16 protein-coding genes are annotated in these 17959 nt (G+C 35.1%); 7 read left to right on the forward strand and 9 right to left on the reverse strand.

The features are described from left to right. Positions 1–75 precede the first annotated feature (75 nt). The 3 genes from ACFSAH_RS15855 to gatB all read right to left on the reverse strand — a co-directional run bounded on the left by ACFSAH_RS15855 (position 76) and on the right by gatB (position 3466). Entirely contained in the window at positions 76–765 is a 690-nt protein-coding gene (locus ACFSAH_RS15855) for a response regulator transcription factor (RefSeq protein WP_379663759.1), read from the reverse strand. A gap of 110 nt (positions 766–875) precedes the next feature. Continuing rightward, positions 876–2000 carry a redoxin domain-containing protein gene (locus ACFSAH_RS15860; protein ID WP_379663720.1) on the reverse strand — a complete coding sequence of 375 codons (1125 nt, stop codon included), beginning with the start codon at positions 1998–2000 and terminating at the stop codon, positions 876–878. Next, on the reverse strand, positions 1997–3466 hold the full coding sequence (gatB, locus tag ACFSAH_RS15865; protein WP_379663721.1) for an Asp-tRNA(Asn)/Glu-tRNA(Gln) amidotransferase subunit GatB: 1470 nt from the start codon (positions 3464–3466) through the stop codon (positions 1997–1999). The genes ACFSAH_RS15860 and gatB overlap by 4 nt, the downstream gene beginning before the upstream one ends. Before the next feature lie 190 nt (positions 3467–3656). Between gatB and ACFSAH_RS15870 the strand changes: the two genes are divergently transcribed. From ACFSAH_RS15870 to ACFSAH_RS15900, 7 genes are all read left to right on the forward strand, one after another. Beyond that, on the forward strand, positions 3657–4367 hold the full coding sequence (locus ACFSAH_RS15870; RefSeq protein WP_379663722.1) for a 3'-5' exonuclease: 711 nt from the start codon (positions 3657–3659) through the stop codon (positions 4365–4367). 77 nt (positions 4368–4444) lie between these two features. Continuing rightward, a complete protein-coding gene (locus ACFSAH_RS15875; RefSeq protein WP_379663723.1) occupies positions 4445–5677 on the forward strand; it encodes a nucleoside recognition domain-containing protein in 1233 nt (410 codons plus the stop codon). A 30-nt stretch (positions 5678–5707) separates the two neighbouring features. Further along, positions 5708–6076 carry a methylglyoxal synthase gene (locus ACFSAH_RS15880; protein ID WP_379663724.1) on the forward strand — a complete coding sequence of 123 codons (369 nt, stop codon included), beginning with the start codon at positions 5708–5710 and terminating at the stop codon, positions 6074–6076. Positions 6077–6234: 158 nt separating this feature from the next. Continuing rightward, the gene (locus ACFSAH_RS15885; RefSeq protein WP_379663725.1) at positions 6235–7296 is read left to right on the forward strand and encodes a copper resistance protein NlpE N-terminal domain-containing protein; all 1062 of its coding nucleotides are present in this window, start codon (positions 6235–6237) and stop codon (positions 7294–7296) included. A gap of 25 nt (positions 7297–7321) precedes the next feature. Then, positions 7322–9352, forward strand: coding sequence for a S9 family peptidase (locus ACFSAH_RS15890; protein WP_379663726.1), 2031 nt, complete (start codon positions 7322–7324; stop codon positions 9350–9352). 406 nt (positions 9353–9758) lie between these two features. After that, the gene (locus tag ACFSAH_RS15895; RefSeq protein WP_379663727.1) at positions 9759–10013 is read left to right on the forward strand and encodes a DUF6364 family protein; all 255 of its coding nucleotides are present in this window, start codon (positions 9759–9761) and stop codon (positions 10011–10013) included. Further along, entirely contained in the window at positions 10010–10426 is a 417-nt protein-coding gene (locus ACFSAH_RS15900) for a PIN domain-containing protein (RefSeq protein WP_379663728.1), read from the forward strand. The genes ACFSAH_RS15895 and ACFSAH_RS15900 overlap by 4 nt, the downstream gene beginning before the upstream one ends. Before the next feature lie 32 nt (positions 10427–10458). Here ACFSAH_RS15900 and ACFSAH_RS15905 read toward each other — a convergent pair whose 3' ends face one another. The 6 genes from ACFSAH_RS15905 to ACFSAH_RS15930 form a co-directional block, all read right to left on the reverse strand. Next, positions 10459–11604, reverse strand: coding sequence for a putative sensor domain DACNV-containing protein (locus tag ACFSAH_RS15905; protein WP_379663729.1), 1146 nt, complete (start codon positions 11602–11604; stop codon positions 10459–10461). Positions 11605–11795: 191 nt separating this feature from the next. Further along, positions 11796–12602, reverse strand: a complete 807-nt coding sequence (locus tag ACFSAH_RS15910) for an inositol monophosphatase family protein (RefSeq protein WP_379663730.1) — start codon at positions 12600–12602, stop codon at positions 11796–11798. Further along, positions 12595–13065 carry a GtrA family protein gene (locus ACFSAH_RS15915; protein ID WP_379663731.1) on the reverse strand — a complete coding sequence of 157 codons (471 nt, stop codon included), beginning with the start codon at positions 13063–13065 and terminating at the stop codon, positions 12595–12597. The genes ACFSAH_RS15910 and ACFSAH_RS15915 overlap by 8 nt, the downstream gene beginning before the upstream one ends. Positions 13066–13090: 25 nt before the next feature. After that, positions 13091–14410: a tRNA (N(6)-L-threonylcarbamoyladenosine(37)-C(2))-methylthiotransferase MtaB gene (mtaB, locus tag ACFSAH_RS15920; RefSeq protein ID WP_379663732.1), complete on the reverse strand. Its 1320-nt coding sequence runs from the start codon at positions 14408–14410 to the stop codon at positions 13091–13093. 225 nt (positions 14411–14635) lie between these two features. Then, on the reverse strand, positions 14636–15196 hold the full coding sequence (locus ACFSAH_RS15925) for a UbiX family flavin prenyltransferase (protein WP_379663733.1): 561 nt from the start codon (positions 15194–15196) through the stop codon (positions 14636–14638). Positions 15197–15582: 386 nt separating this feature from the next. Continuing rightward, a complete protein-coding gene (locus tag ACFSAH_RS15930; protein WP_379663734.1) occupies positions 15583–17952 on the reverse strand; it encodes an endonuclease MutS2 in 2370 nt (789 codons plus the stop codon). Positions 17953–17959 lie beyond the last annotated feature (7 nt).

The raw sequence follows: 17959 nt of genomic DNA on the forward strand, positions 1-17959 counted from the left end.
AAAGAAAACAGGTTCCAAACTCTCCTGAATTAAAGCGGAAAGTATTGGAACCTGTTTTGTGTTTAATGTTAAAGCTTAAGCTTCAAATTTGTAACCCACACCTTTTACAGTGGTTACGTAGTTATCTTTGAGTTTTTCTCTTAGTTTTCTAATATGTACATCTATGGTTCTGTTAGTAACTACAACAGAGTCTTCCCATATACTTCTTAAAATAACTTCTCTGGTGTATACTTTACCCGGTTTAGAGGCTAAAAGATAAAGAAGCTCAAATTCTTTTTTTGCAAGAACTATTTTCTCTCCACTTTTATACACTAAAAACTCGTCTCTATCAATAACCAAATCAGCAATTTCGATTTTGTTTGCTAAGGCAACTTCGTCATTTTGTAAATTACGGCGAAGTATGGCATTAATACGACTTACCAAAGCTCTTGGTTTTATAGGTTTTGGAATGTAATCATCTGCCCCTACATTAAAACCTGCTATTTCAGAATATTCTTCTACTCTGGCTGTTAAAAATACCATAAAGGTGTTTTTAAACTCTGGCATTGCTCGCATTAAGCGACAAGCTTCTATCCCATCCATTTTTGGCATCATCACATCCAGAATAATCAAATCTGGCTTGTGTTTTTTGGCTTCGGTAATTGCATCCTGACCATTTGTTGCTGTAAACACCTGATAGCCTTCTTTCTTCAGATTATATTCAATCAGTTCAAGAATATCCGCTTCATCGTCTACTATTAGAATTTTTTGTTTGCTGCCGTTCATATCTTTCATATCTGTGGCGAATATATAAGCTTAAGCTAAAGATAAGATTACCGTAATATTAACAAATTATGAAACATTCGGTTTTTCTTAACATTACATAAATTTATGTTTTACAATGTTTTTGCTAAAAACTTATGAAGCTCTGCTCCTCTTAAATTTTTTGCTATAATTTTTCCTTGCGGATCTAAAAGGAACGAAGCCGGAATGGCATTTATATTATACATTCTTGCTGTTTCTGCATCCCATTGTTTCAATTCAGACACATGGCTCCATGTTAAACCATCTGCTTTGATAGCTTCTTTCCACTTAGCCTCGTCATTATCTAAAGAAAAACCCAGAATAGTGAAGTTCTTGTCTTTAAATTGCTTGTAAGCGTTTACGATATTAGGATTTTCTTGGCGACATGGCCCACACCAGCTTGCCCAAAAATCTAACAGTACATATTTACCTCTTAATTCGCTAAGGCTAAGACTTTTTCCATCAGGTGTCATTGCTTTAAAATCAGGAGCTTCCTGTCCTATTGCTACTTTACCTAGTGCTTCCATTTGTTCTGCAAATGACTGAATCATTTTATTTTCCGGGAAACTTTTTGCTGCCTCTTTGCTATAGGCTATAATTTTGTCTTCATAAGCTGTAGGGTCTGTTCCCATAATTACATTAGCAGCAAAAAAAGCTGTTAGGGAGCTTTTATTTTTCTCGATAAAAGAATAAGCTTGCTCTAAAAAAGGCTTTATAATAACTTCAGATTTGGAATGATAATCTGCTATAATAGAGTCTTTTTTATCTGCCTGATCTACAATCAGCTTGGAATATTTTTCGGCTAACTCTCCGTTTTTAGCACTAAAGTCTGTTGTAATCTTATTAAACTCGGTAATTTTATCGGCTTCTTTAGAACCTTTAATTTCATAACCTCCACTATGGTCTGCCATATCGGCTTTAAAATCTATTTCATCACCGTTCTCGGCAATCAACATATAAGATCTGTCACCTATATACAATTGATAGAATTCAGGCTGTGCGGCTTTCCCTTTCAGTACAAATTTTCTATCCTCATTTAGTAAGGTAGAATCTATGGTTATCATTTGTCCTAAACTATCGGCATACAATAAGAATACCTTGTTGCTGGCTTGTGCTACATTCTCTACCTGACCTTTGATAACAAATTCTGTCTTGTTTTTACACGAGACTAAAGCTACTAAGCTAACAAGGAGAATTCCTAGGATGTTTTTCTTCATGATTTTAAGTTGTCAATTTTCTCTAATAAGATTTTGTTTGCTGTTTTTGGGTCAATTTTACCTTTTGTTTTTTTCATAATCTCGCCCATAAAAAGTCCTAACAAACCCTTTTTTCCCTGATGGTATTGTGCCACCTTATCAGCAAATATACTTAAAACCGAGTCAATACATAGTTCAAGCTCCCCATTATCTGTTTTTATTAAAATATCATGATATTTGGCAAATTCATAAATATCCAAGTCTTTATCTTTAATAAGAGCATCAAATACATGTTCTTTGGCCTGACTATAGTTTATAGCCCCATCGTCTACCATATTAATAATCAGTGCTATTTTAGAGGCCGCTATATTTAAATCTGTAATACTTTTTCCGGTTACATTCAGATAGGATTTTATAGGTCCCAAAATCCAATTGGCACAGGCTTTATAGTTTTTGGTATGTTTAGCAAGCTCCATAAAATACAGGGCTGTGTTTTTTTCTGCTGTCAAAATCATGGCATCATATTCTGTCAGCGAAAATTCGTTAATAAAAAGCTCTTCAAGCTCGTTTGGCAGTAAAGGCATCTGCTTTTTTATTTCCAGAATGTAATCGTCACTAATATACATTGGTTGTAAGTCGGGCTCTGGAAAATAACGGTAATCATTAGCCATTTCTTTTGATCGTAAAGGTGTTGTAATTCCTGTTAAAGCATCAAAGTTAAGGGTGTTCTGTTCTATTTCTTCGCCTTTTTCTAATAAATTAATCTGTCTTTTTATTTCATATTCTATGGCTCTTTGCAAGTTTTTTATAGAGTTTAGATTCTTAACCTCGCAACGCTTTCCTAATTTTGTCTCCCCTTTCAATCGCACCGATATATTAGCATCACAACGCATAGATCCTTCTTCCAGGTTTCCATCACATATTTCCAGATAACGAACTATTTTTCTTAGTTCAGAAAAATAAGCGGCTGCTTCTTCTGCTGATTTAATTACAGGCTCTGAAACCACTTCCAATAAAGGAACTCCTGCTCTGTTTAAATCTATATATGAATAGGTTTCATGCAAATCATGAATACTTTTTCCGGCATCTTCTTCAATATGTATTCTATTTAAAGCCACCTTCCTTTCGCTTTTACCTAATTTTACTATTATATACCCTTTTTGGCATATAGGTTGGTTATCCTGAGTAATCTGATACCCTTTGGGTAAATCTGCATAGAAGTAGTTTTTTCTATCAAAAAAATGGTGTTGATTAATTTCACAATTTAAGGCTAATCCTAATTTAACGGCATTTTTAACCATAGCTTCATTGGTTTGCGGAAGTGCGCCTGGCAAACCTAGCGAAACCACGCTGATATTGCTGTTTGGTTGATTGCCAAAACTAGCAGAATCTGCTGAAAATGCTTTAGAAACAGTAGATAATTGCACATGTACTTCTAATCCAATTACTGCTTCGTATTTTTCCGTTAACCTCTCTGATAAGTCCATAAACTTTCTATTAATTGAATATTAAAATTAACAAAACAACAACAAAATAAAATATTTATTATCAAATAATCAAAATAAAATGATTTTTTATAAAAATAAAACAACAAAATAGGGTTTTGTTTGATAAATAAATCATATAAAACAGCACATTAGTGCTTTATCAAATTTTCCTTATTTTTAAGAAAAACCAATGTCTATGCTTGAAGCAACCAATCTTACCGAAATCCTTTTTCTGGACATAGAAACCGTTCCGCAACAAAGTAGGTTTGAGGATCTTCCTGATAAACTGAAGTTGCTTTGGGAAAAAAAATCAAGCTATGCCCGTAAACACGAAGAAACGCCTGAAGAGTTTTACGAAAGAGCAGGAATATGGGCCGAATTCGGGAAAATCGTATGTATATCTGTGGGTAAGTTTAGAGATGATAATGAGCTTAGAATTAAATCATTTCATGGTCATGATGAAAGTGAAATTTTAAATAATTTCGCAGCTATGCTTCATAGTCTCCCGAAAGAGATAACGCTATGTGCTCATAACGGAAAAGAATTTGATTTTCCTTATCTCTGCAGAAGAATGCTTATTAATGGAATAAAAATCCCCTATCAATTAAATGTTACCAAAAAACGACCATGGGAGGTTAATTTGCTGGATACTTTAGAGCTTTGGAAATTTGGAGATTATAAAAACTACACCAGTCTGGAGCTATTGGCAGCTATTTTTGATATCCCCACTCCAAAAGAAGATATAGACGGAAGCCAGGTTGCCCATGTTTATTATGTTGAACAAAACCTGGAGAAAATAGCCACCTATTGCCAAAAGGATGTGATTACCATAGCTAAACTCCTGCAAAAATTCAAAGGGATGGAAACCATTAGTGACGAGTATATTGTTTTTGTGAGTTAACGAATACGCCTGTAAACCGTAAATTTTATTTCTGAGTTTAAAAGCTAAGCTTTACCTTTAAAGCAGATTATAGATATATGGCTTTAAATTACGTTTGGATTGCTTTTTTTGTTATTGCCTTTGTGGTTGCATTATGCAAGCTTATCTTTTTGGGAGATACACAAATATTCTCAGACGTAATGAACGGTATGTTCGACAGTGCCAAAACGGGAGCCGAAATATCTCTTGGACTTGTGGGGATAATGACCTTTTGGCTGGGAATTATGAAAATTGGAGAAAAAGCCGGAATGATTTCTCTTTTTGCAAAAGGGGTAAATCCTTTCTTCTCTAAGTTGTTTCCTGGTGTTCCTAAAAACCATCCTGCAAACGGTTCAATTATCATGAACTTTAGTGCTAATATGCTGGGTTTGGACAATGCTGCTACTCCTGTGGGGTTAAGGGCTATGCAGGAACTTCAGGAGCTTAACCCTTCTAAAGATACGGCTACTAATGCCCAGATTATGTTTCTGGTGCTAAATACTGCGGGCATAACTTTAATCCCTACTTCTGTTATTGCTTTAAGAATGGCTAATGGAGCCGCAAACCCGGCTGATATATTTATTCCTTCTTTAATAGGTACGTTTATTTCTTTTATTTCCGGAATGCTGGCCGTAGCAGCGTTTCAGCGTATAAATCTGTTTAAGCTTCCGGTGATGATTTTTCTGGGCAGTTTTGCAGTACTGATGGGGATACTTTATTACTCGCTTAACGGACTTCCTCCAGATCAAATGCAGAAAATAACGGGATTAATTGGAGGTTTACTTATTTTTTCCATCATCATTTTGTTTATAGTATATGGGAGCATCAAAAAAATAAATGTTTACGATGCTTTTATAGACGGTGCAAAGGAAGGTTTTAATACGGCTGTAATGATTATTCCTTTTCTGATTGCCATTTTAGTAGCAATATCTGCATTCAGGACTACGGGATGTATGGATTATATTATAGATGGAGTGGCACATGCAGTTGCATTTTGTGGTTTAGATACTTCATTTGTTCCTGCATTACCTGTTGGATTAATGAAAACTTTAAGTGGTGGTGGCGCAAGAGGACTTATGATTGATGTGATGACAACTTATGGTGCCGATTCGTTTCAGGGCAGATTAGCCAGCATTATACAAGGCTCTTCTGAAACTACTTTTTATGTACTTGCTGTTTACTTTGGCTCTATAGGTATTAAAAACACCAGACATGCCTTAGTTTGTGGGCTTATTGCAGATTTGGTTGGTTTAATTGCCGCAATTATATTAGCTTACCTCTTTTTTGGATAAATTATGAACTCAATCTTATAATTGAAATATATGAAGAAACGAATTGCATTAATTGCCCATGATGGCAAAAAAGCGGAGATGATAACCTTTGTGGAGGAACACAAACAAGTTCTTGCTGAAATGGACTTGATTGCTACCGGTACAACGGGAGGTTTGATAGAGAAAACCGGATTATCGGTAACTAAAAAATTAAGTGGACCTAAAGGTGGCGATGCTCAAATTGCAGCTATGGCAGCAGAAGGAGATCTGGCTGGAATATTGTTTTTCCGCGATCCGCTGGGTAAACACCCGCATGAACCAGATGTACAGATGTTATTGCGGGTGTGCGATGTACATAACGTTCCTTTAGCTACAAATCCGGCTACCGCTATTTACGTATTAGAAGGAATAGGCCAATAAGTAATATTATTATTTTACATTGACTGTATGTTTTAAAGGTACCTGAAAAGTGAAAAGCATGTTAAAAAAACATAACTTTACTTTTCAGGTATCTATATCGATTAAATCCGTTTGAAGATCCTTTATTGGGATAAAGTACGGAACAATAAAACATGCAGATGAAAAATATATTAATCTTATCGGCCGCCTTATGTATTTTGGGAACATTGTCATGTTCTCATCTCTCCTCTTCAAATTCTGAATTTATTGGCGAATATCAAGGTGTATTGCCATGTGCTGATTGCGAAGGAATAAAAACAACTCTGCTATTTAAAGAGGATTATTCTTTTGAAAAGAGCACCATATACCTGGGGAAAGAAGCTAATTTTAATACTGATAAGGGACAGTGGAGCTTACTAAACGATACCACAGTAGCTTTACAGGAGAAGTCTGGAGAATACTATTTCCACATCAAAAACAACCAGCAATTAACTTTAGTAGATAAAAATACACCTAAAGAAAAGACAGAACTCCATCAGACTCTATACAAAATAAACAGAGAGGAACCCACAGAAGGGAATTATAATTATGCCATAAAGAAAGGGATTGATTTTTACGCAACCGGAACAGAACCTTTTTGGTCTTTAAAACTTTACGTTAACAAGGGACTGGAGTTTAATCAGCCGGATTTTGAAAAACCTATCAGCATTAAAGACTTTAAAACAGAATTTAGAGATAACTACACATTGGTAAGCCCTGTTGCTAAATCTGAAATTAAAGAAATACGAATATACAATATGCCTTGTGTAGACGATATGTCAGGAATGGTTTCTACTAATTTTGTTGAAATAGTTTTTAAAGATAAGAACCTTAAAGGATGCGGTCAGGCTTTAAACCCAAAACTCAGCTTAACGGGCGAATGGAAGCTTTCCAACATAAAAGGCATAGACCTTGCAAAATATAAAACAGAAAAAAATATAACTATCAATTTTGATCTTAAGCAATGTACAGCGTCAGGCATGCTGGGTTGTAATACTTTTTCCTGCTCAATAGATTTTAAAGAAGATTACTCCTCGCCTCTCCAATTTGGTAGCATACGCAAAACAAAAATGTCTTGTCCGAATATAGAGGTAGAAAATAAATACACAGCGTACTTATCTGAAGCAGATTCTTACAAAATTGTAAATAACGAGTTACAGTTATTAAAAAACAACGATTTATTACTTTCTTTCAAAAGGTAATTTATTTATTGTAAATGTAGGTCACATGAAAAAACACTTTATACTCAGCATCATCTTGTTAAGCTCCACGCCCATTATCGCACAGCAAAAATTAAGTCCCGAAAAGCTTTGGCAATTGGGACGAGTAGCCGGAAATACAATCAATACTCAAAAAAAGGAAGTAATTTATACGGTTACCAAAGTCAATTTAGAAGAAAATAAAAGCACAAAAAACACTTATGCCTTATCGTTAGAAAATAGTAAACAGAAGCTTATAAATAAGCCTGAAGAGAGTATAAGTGATATTCAAATTTTAGAAAACAAGGTATATTATTTAAAAAACGATCAACTTTGGGCTTGCGACTTAAATTATAATAATCATAAACAAATAAGTCATATAGAGGGAGGAATTGCCAATGCTAAACTCTCTCCAAACGGAAAATACCTGCTTTTTACGCAGGACGTTCTGGTTGTAAAAACGGAAGCAAACGCCATTTACACCGATTTACCTAAAGCAAATGCCTATGTTTTTAACGATTTAAACTACCGTCATTGGGATACCTGGACAGAAGGAAAGTTTTCGCATGTTTTTGTTGCAGACATTCAGGCTGATAAAGTGGAAAACATTAGGGATATTATGGAAAATGAACCTTATGATTCTCCTCAAAAACCATTTGGTGGTGCCGAAGATGTTATTTGGGCAGCAGACAGTAAATCTATTTTATATGTGTGCAAGAAAAAGTTTGGTAAAGAATATGCAACAAGTACAAATACAGACATTTATCAATACAATATCCAGTCTAAAGCAACCAGGAACCTAACGCAAGGTATGATGGGCTATGATACCCAACCAGCCTTTAATGAAGATGGTTCTTTACTGGCATGGACCAGTATGTCTGAGGATGGGTACGAGTCTGACAAAAATGATATTGTAATATGGGACATAGCAGCAAACAAGAAATATAATCTTACTAAAAATTGGGACGAATCTGTTGTAAGTTTTAATTGGAGCAAGGACGCTAAAAAGATATTCTTTACTGCTTTTCTTAAAGGGACACAACAGGTTTATCAAATAGATCTTCAGAAAGAACTTTCACAAAATACGGCTAAACATATTAAACAATTAACCAGTGGTGCATGGGATATAAACGCTATACTGGGACAATACAAAAATCAACTGATAGTCAATAAAACCGACATAAACCACTCGGCAGAACTATTTTATCTAGATATATCTTCTGGAAAACTAGCACCCCTTACCCATGTAAATGATGAAGAGTATAAAAATATTGCATTAAGCAAGGTTGAAGAAAGATGGGTAAAAACAACTGACGGAAAAGACATGTTGACCTGGGTTATTTACCCTCCTGATTTTGATCCGGCTAAAAAATATCCTACCCTGCTTTACTGTCAGGGAGGTCCGCAATCTGCCGTTTCACAATTTTATTCGGTAAGATGGAATTTCCAGCTCATGGCTGCACAAGGATACATTGTTATAGCACCTAACAGAAGAGGTTTACCGGGATTTGGTGTAGAATGGAACAAGCAAATAAGCGGCGATTGGGGCGGTCAGGCTATGAAAGATTATTTATCTGCTATTGACGATGTTTCAAAAGAACCTTTTGTTGATAAAAATCGTTTGGGGTGTGTAGGCGCCAGTTATGGCGGATACTCGGTTTATATGCTTGCCGGCATTCACCAGAACAGATTTAAGACATTTATTGCTCATAACGGGTTATTTGATTTAAGAAGCTGGTACGGCACCACGGAAGAACTGTTTTTTGCCAACAAAGACGTGGGCGGCTCCTATTGGCAGGAAAATGCACCGGCTGCTTATAAAACCTTTAGTCCCAGCGAATATGTAAAAAATTGGAATACGCCTATTTTAATATTTCAGGGTGGTAAAGATTTTAGAGTACCTATAGAACAGGGTTTACAAGCCTATCAGGTAGCTCAATTGAAAGGAATCAAAAGTCGTTTAGTGTTTTTTCCGGAAGAAAACCATTGGGTGCTGAAACCTCAAAATGGCATTGTTTGGCAAAGAGAGTTTTTCAATTGGTTAAAAGAAACACTTTAGTACTCTAAATATATACGGGCATAAAAACTGGAATAAAGAATAGTTAATATTATTTGTCTTTCGGTTTTTATACCTGGTATTATAAAATTATTTCTGTTGCTCTCTTACAGCAATTTTCAATCTTTTTCTTCTTTGTTATTCTTCTACACTATAGCTAGAGGTTCTCTTTTGGCTGGCTTAGTGTATTTATTTTCATAATCAACCATAGCCTCATTTTTCTTTAATAAATCAGTTAGCTAAAAGGTGGAGATGCATTAAAGAAGTGTTGGAGAAGTATTAACATATCTTTCTACAAGTACTTCCATTTACTTTTAGTTAGTGTAAAGTATGGTGTCAAATCTTATATATCTATTTCAGTATACGTATAAAATAATTATCTTTGTCGTATAAAATAAAATACTGAGCTATGGATGCTAAGATTACCTTATCATTTGATGAGCAAGTGATTAAAGAAGCAAAAGAATTTGCCTCTAAGAATAACATAAGCCTATCCAGGCTTACGGAAATGATTTTTAGGCAAATGACTACCAAAAACTATCAGAACCTGGATGATTTACCTATCTCAGACTGGGTGAGTATGGTAGCTGAAGAAAAAGCTGAGTATACTCGCACACCTTCCAGAAAGCAAATGAAATCAGATTTCTTTGATTCAAAAAAATGAGAGTTTTTGTGGATGCCAATGTTCTGGTGGCTGTTTTAAATAAACAATACCCTTTATTTCCTTATGCTGCCAGAGTTTTAAGCTTATCAGACAAACCGAATATTCAGGTTTATACCTCTCCTATTTGCCTTGCTATTGCATTTTATTTTGCCGGTAAAAAGTGTGGAGCAAAGCAGGCAAAAAACAAAATTGCTATCTTGTCAGAAAAATTAAAAATTACTGATACCAATGAACACACGGTTAAATACACAAGCGAAAACCCATCTATTCATGATTTTGAAGATGGGCTAGAATACTACTCTGCAATACAATCTGGGTGTGATACCATTATTACAGAAGATTTAAACGATTTCTATTTTTCTGAAATTCCAGTATATAATTGTCATACTTTTGTTTCTAACCTAAAGTTTTAAATATTCCTCCTCGGGAACTACTTTAATAATCATTAAATAAGTAAAGTGTCTATTCTGTAAGATTGTACCATATTTCTTTCTGGTGACCATGAAAACACTGTAAAATGCCCGTCCTGAGAAGCAACCAAAGCTGTTGCGTCTCTTTGGTCATATATAAACTGTGCTGCCGATAAGTGCCTTGTACCGCCCAGTTCTCCCGGAAAAATCTCTTTAACCTCTGCCCCTATAATTGGCTCTATAAATGCCAGTTTATCTATCTGTTCGGCACCACTTTTTTTGATAATTTTTGTACCAAATGCCAGCAGTTCGTAAGTATCATTTAAAATAATGGCTCCATCTACCGCACTTAATCCGGCTATGTTATCAATTTCTTTTTTTACGGTACTTTCCCAAAAAGCTTCGCTAATGATATCGGAATGCTCATTTACTAATTTTGATAAATTGGTAAATACCGGATCTATCAGGTATTGTATGGGATGCACTATAGATTTATGCCAGGTATTACTTCCCGTAGGTACTATAAGTATAATGCCGCCTTTCTGATGCGCCCGCATAGATACAGCCAGCTGAATTAATACATTTACTGACTCTGTCTGTAAAGTATTGGTATTGAGCCCTAACAGATAATTCAGTAATTGAGGGCTATCGGGTAGAAATGCGCTATTTTCGTCAATTACCTTTATTTCGTCTCCTTTTAATATGGCTACATTGGTAAACTTACCAAAACCACAAAGCCTACGGTGTTTTACTACCAATAACGCGGGTTCTGATACATCCAGAACGAAACAATAATTAGGGATATTGAGTGTAGTTCCCCAAATATAAAGCCCTGTCTCATCAAACCAAACTCCCAGATGTATGCCTGAACCTTCTACACCAGGTGCAATTTTGGTTAGGTTTCGGGGAGTTAACCTTAATCTGCTCCCAAACAATAAGGGGTCTGTTGTTTGTTCAGGGGATAAAAAGGCTATAGATATTTTTGGTGAATTACCTTCTTCTTTTCTCAAACTTGCCCAAAAGGCGGCATCTATAAGTGCTTCTATAAATTCTGAGGAGGGCGAATTAACCTGATGCGCTTTCTTATCTTCGCCAGCAGCATCTATAATATACTGTTCGAAGTAATTATTTAGCAAAGGAGCTATAAATTTAGCGGCCTGATAAGTAGCGTGAGAAATCATAATCTAATTTTAAATGTAATGCAAAACGGAAGCATTTTATACCTGTTTAAAATTCCCCTTTTGGTTTCTGCTGTGTTTTTGAATGGACTTGTTTTTAGAACTATTATTTTCTAAACCTATACCATTCCATCGCAAATAGCTTATAAAAACCTTGCTAAAGTAAATTTAAACAGATTCTTAAATTTATGATTTTACTGATAAAATTTAGAGAAATATTTCTTAACGTATTGTAATAATTCTTCTGAGATGTGTCCATTGGTAGCTATCAAATCACAATCTTTGAGCATATCATTACCACCTTTAAAATCTACCACTTTTCCTCCTGCTTGTTGAACTATAAATAGTCCTGCAGCAATATCCCAGGGTTTCAGGTTATATTCAAAATAACCATCAAATCTTCCACAGGCGGTATAAGCTAAATCAACAGCGGCTGCACCAATACGTCTTAAACCATGGCAGTTTTGGATTAAATCGCCAAAGAGCTCCATATAGGCATCTTTTTTTTCAAAATCGTAATATGGAAAGCCCGTCGCCAGTAAAGTATCTGCTACTTTAGTATTTTCTGATACACGGATTTCTTTACCGTTAAGGTAAGCTGCGCTATCTTTCCATGCATAAAAACATTCGTCTTTACCTATCTCATACACTACTCCTATTACCAGCTCTGTTTTATATTGTAAGGCTATACTTACTGCAAATGCAGGGATACCATGAATAAAATTGGTTGTACCGTCTAAAGGATCTATTATCCAGTTAAACTCTTCTGATACGCTAACCTCTTTATTTTCTTCGGCAATAAAACCAGCTCCTGGCAGTAATTCGGTTAAAGATTTTATAATGGTGTCTTCTGCGGCTTTGTCTACATAAGATACCAAATCGTTTTTTCCTTTGTATTCAACCTTAGCTAATGAAAATGCTTCTCTTTCTTGTCTGATAAATGAACCTGCGGATTTTGCAATTTCCACTACCTGTGCACAGATTTTTTCGTAATTAATCATTTTTGTTGTTTCTGAAAGTAAAGAATTTATGGATATAATAGCTAGCAAAGCCCAAACTTAATGCTGATGCTACCCTTGCAAAGGTAGGTATCATATCAAAAAACTCGACAAAGAACCTTAATAATCCATAGTTAGCAAAAAAACCAATGAAAGCAACGGATATAAATCGCGAAAATTGTTGCCTGTTTTTTAGGGTTGATTCTGTAAAAACGGTAAACTTAGTGATGGTAAAATTCACCAATACACCAAAAGAGTAGGAAAGCAACAGACAAAATTCATGTGATTTTACTGTACGCCCTAGAACATCTACTGTTTTGGTGGTAATTATAAAATTGATGATAATATAATAAAGTATAAAATCTGCTATTGCTGCTATACCTGCTGATAAGAAAAACCTAACAATTTTATACTGTAAAAATTTTTGCCATACAGACAGCTGACTTTCTTCTGTAAATGTGTTCATCTAATAATATGTGTACTAAATATATTTAGTGCACCAATGTTTCTGCTATTTCTTCGGCATGCATTGTTCCGTCTGGTAATACCGACTCGAACTTTACAGCCTTTAATTCGTTAATTAATAAGGGATCGTACTTTACTTTAACTTTAACGTAGTTTCTGCTAAAACCATGCATATACCCTTCTTTTAAATCGCTTTCAAATAAAACGTCTCCTCCTTTTCCTAATTGTGTTTCGTAAAAAGCTCTGCGTTTTTTATCTGAAAGTATGTGTAACATTTTACTCCTATCTGCTCTTTGAGATCCCGGGACACTCCCCTCCATTTCTATGGCTGGTGTGTTTTCTCTTTCTGAGTAGGTGAATACGTGTAGGTAAGAAACGTCTAAATCGTTAATGAAATTATAGGTATCTATGAAATCTTCTCTGGTTTCGCCCGGAAAACCTACTATCACATCAACGCCTATGCAACAGTCGGGCATGATTCTTTTAATTTCTGCAACCCTGTCTACATATAATTCTCTTTTATATCTCCTTCTCATCAGTCCTAATATTTTATTAGAACCTGATTGTAAAGGGATATGAAAATGGGGTACAAACCTTTTTGAACGAGATACAAATTCTATAATTTCTGTACTTAACAAATTAGGTTCTATGGATGATATTCTGATCCGATCTATCCCCTCTACTTCATCTAAAGCTTTAACCAAATCAAAAAAACGATCTTCTCTTTTACCGTTTCTGATACCGAAATCACCAATATTTACACCGGTAAGTACAATTTCTCTAACTCCTGATGCGGCTATTTCTTCGGCTTGTTTTATAATATTACCAATAGTATCGCTTCTGCTTTCTCCTCTGGCTAACGGAATTGTACAAAATGTACAGGAATAATCGCAACCATCTTGTACTTTCAGAAATGTTCTGGTTCTGTCGCCAAAAGAATAAGAGGCTACAAACTCATTTGTTTCTTCTATGGGTTTATTAAAAATCTCTGCTTTTGGATTTTTTGTAAGGTCTTTGATATGCTCCAGCAATTGAAACTTTTCTGCCGCTCCTAAAACTACATCTACCCCCTCTATTTCAGAAATTTCTTTAGGTTTTAACTGCGCATAGCACCCTACTATGGCGATATAAGCATTTGGCGAGTATTTCAGGGCTTCTTTTACTACTTTTCTGCACTTCTTATCTGCGTTTTCTGTTACAGAACATGTATTAATTACATACACGTCTGCTTTATCAGTAAACTCCACGGTATCAAAACCCGCTTCTTTAAACTGTCTCCCTATTGTAGAAGTCTCCGAATAGTTTAACTTACAGCCTAAGGTATAAAAAGCAACACTTTTACTCATAATCCCGGCAAAGATAAATATTTTAGATGGAAAGCTATACCTAACTTCCTGTCAGAAAAGTTTAATAAATGAACAAATTTGATTTCAATCAATAATACACCTCATTACTTTCGAAATCTGTAAACCTGTCAATTTATTGGAGCGTAACCAATATAATGGGTGTATAATTCCTCGGTTTGTTTCAGAAAGATGAGATATATAACAATTTAAATCTTAGGCTATAGATTATTCTCCCCAACGGTACGAATCATTTTCAAGGCCTGCTAAATCTATAACCCTGTCTACCACAGTTAAAGCTAGTTCTTCTATACTCTTAGGTTTGCTGTAATAAGAAGGTGAAGCGGGGCAAACTATGGCTCCGGCTTCTGTAACTGTTTTTATATTATTAATATGGATAAGGTTATAAGGCATTTCCCTGGCGACCAGGATCAATTTGCGACGTTCTTTTAAAATAACATCCGCTGCTCTTGTGGTTAAGTCATTGGAAGTTCCGGCGGCTATGCGAGCTAAAGTCCCCATAGAGCATGGAATAACAATCATGGTATCGTATTTTGCTGATCCTGAAGCAAAAGGGGCATAGAAATCGGTTTTATCGTAAAATGTAACAGGTAAGTCTTCGTAAGATTGATCGCCCAGTTCCTCACGCCAAACATCTTTTGCGTTATCGGACATAATTACTGCTAAATCTTTTATCTGTTCATTCAATTGCAATAACCTATTTAATAATAACTTAGCATATATAGATCCACTCGCTCCTGTTATGGCAACTACGATTTTTTTCTTCATGTATATAAACGATTACAGGCAAATATATGAAATAAAAAAGGGTCGAATACAAGTATTCGACCCTACATCTACCTATGAAAAACATGCCCTTTGGGAGGGCATTACAAATATAGAAATTATTAATAATAAACTCTTATTTTTTTTAAATAATTTTAACAGGACTACAGCTAATCCTATTTTTCAGGTTTGATAAAATTAATTTAATTAATTACTGATACAAAAAATTAAAATTAAAATCGATGTTTAAACTTTTAATTCTGAATATCCTTGAAAAATAACCTAATTATTAAATTTCAAAAGAATGAGTTTCTTTCAAATCAAACAAAAATGTTACATATAAATGGTAACAAAATCCTGCCGTAATCGAATAAGGGATTTTCTTAACCCTATTTTAAGTAAACATAGGTTATTCCGTCTCCTCCTCTATCGGCATGTTCATCTTCTAAACGATCTACTTCTGAGTATTTTTTAAGGTAAGTTCTGATGAGTTTTCTTAAAATACCATCTCCTTTCCCATGTATAATTTTAAAAGATCCCATAGAAAACATCACAGCCCTGTCTAATAAACTTTCTATTTTTGCTAGTGCTTCTTCGCCACGCATACCCCGCACATCTATTTCACTTACAAAATCTACTGCCGATTGCGTATGTGAAGCTCCGGATGCTCTTTTTATTTCTTTAGGAACTTCTTTAGAAGTTACCACTTCTACTCTATTCTTTTTAACAACTGAACGTAATTCGCCAAATGCAATAATCAGATTATCTTTACTTATATCCAGTATCTGGGCTATATTTCCCGAGTCTTTTAAACGCACCCAACTGCCTTTTACAATCTCTTCTACATTAGATTTATCTGATTTTTTAGGAGGTTCGGGTTTTATATCATGTTTCTTAAGTTCGGTATTAAGATTAGCCCTTAGCGTTTGTGTCTTATCTTTATCAGCTTTGTTGGTTTTAATCTCGGCAATAGTATTCTCTACTAATTTATTAGCGCCTTTTATAATCTGTTGAGCTTCAAGTTTAGCTTCTTTTAATAATTGCTTTCTATTTTCTTCATAATAGTTTTTCAGCTTTTGGTTCTCAAGCAGTAGCTCATCAATTTTTCGGCGTTCGCGGTCTATATATCTTTTTTGATCGTATAGCTCCTTTTTATCGCGTTCAAGATCAACCAGTAAAGTATCTACTTTGCGCTGTTGCACATCAATCTTACTTTTTGCTAAATCTATCAGATGCTGCGACAAACCGATTTTTTGGGCTATTTCAAAAGCATAAGAGCTGCCTGGTTTGCCCATCTCAAGCATATATAATGGTTGTAAATTCACATTATCAAAAATCATAGATGCGTTCTCTAAACCTTCTGTATGGTTTGCAAAAACTTTAAGATTGGAATAATGCGTGGTAATTACCCCTAGCGCTTTTTTCTTATTGATAATTTCTAATACAGCCTCTGCTATTGGACCTCCAAACTGCGGATCTGTTCCTGTACCAAACTCGTCTATTAAAATAAGCGTTTTTCCGTTGGCATTTTCTGTAAAATATTTCATTTTAGACAAATGCGCACTGTAGGTACTTAAATCACTTTCAATAGATTGGTCGTCTCCAATGTCTGCAAATACCTGTTTAAGGATACAAAATTCAGATTCTTCACTGGCTGGAATTAACAAACCTGATTGTACCATAATTTGCAGCAAACCTACCGTTTTCATCGCTACGGATTTACCACCGGCATTTGGTCCGGATACCAATAATATACGCGTTTTAGGATCTAAATGCATATTTAAAGGAACCACCGTTTTGCCTGTTTGCTTTCCGGAGAGCATCAGCAAAGGATGTCTGGCATTTAGCAGTTTCAATCCGATATCATTAGTGATAACAGGCATTTCTGCATCTAGTTCTATAGCAAAAAGGGCTTTCGCCCTTACATAATCTAATTTGGTTAAAAAGTTATGGTACGAGTATAATATGGGTACAAAAGGCCTTAACTTATCGGTGAGTTCCGTTAATATCCTTATAATCTCTCTTCTTTTCTCAAACTCCAAATCCCGGACCAGGTTATTCAGGTTAAAAACCTCCTCGGGTTCTATATAAACCGTTTGCCCAGATGCAGACTCATCATGTACAAAACCCTTAAGTTTCCGTTTGTTCTCTGCTAAAATGGGAATACAAATACGACCATCCCTTACAGTTAAACTTCCGTCTGCTACCCAGTTATTGTTTTGCGCATTTTTATAGATCTGATCTATCTTTTTTCTGGCGTCCTGCTCTGCCTTACTAATTGCATCTATAATATCAGCTAAAAGTCGTGATGCGTTATTTTTTATCTTCCCTTTGGCATCAATAACTCTCTCTATTTCTCTTAAAATGCTTTTTTCTATCGGAAGATGCTCAAATAGCGCTTCCAGATTAGGGTATTGCCCTTCTCTTTCTTCAAAATAGCTGATTACAGCAAAAGCCGTTTGCAGTGAGTTATATATCTGGAAAAGTTCTTCTTCTGTAAGAAAGGTCCCTTCTATCTTTGCTTTATCAGATAGCTTTTTAATATCGTAAAAACTACTTATAGGTAAAGCTTCGTCTGACTGTAATATGGTTTTAAACTCGTGGGTTTGATTTAAAAACTTAATTATTTGCTCGGCATTGTTCATAAATCTGATCTTATCGACCATTTCTATGCCCATTTCGCTGATACAATATTTCTTTATATTGTTCTTTATCTCTTCAAATCCCAGCTTTTCTAAACTATTCTTCGGATAAATCATCTAAAAT

The sequence above is a fragment of the Pseudopedobacter beijingensis genome (assembly GCF_042678145.1).
Taxonomy (GTDB): Bacteria; Bacteroidota; Bacteroidia; order Sphingobacteriales; family Sphingobacteriaceae; genus Pseudopedobacter; species Pseudopedobacter beijingensis.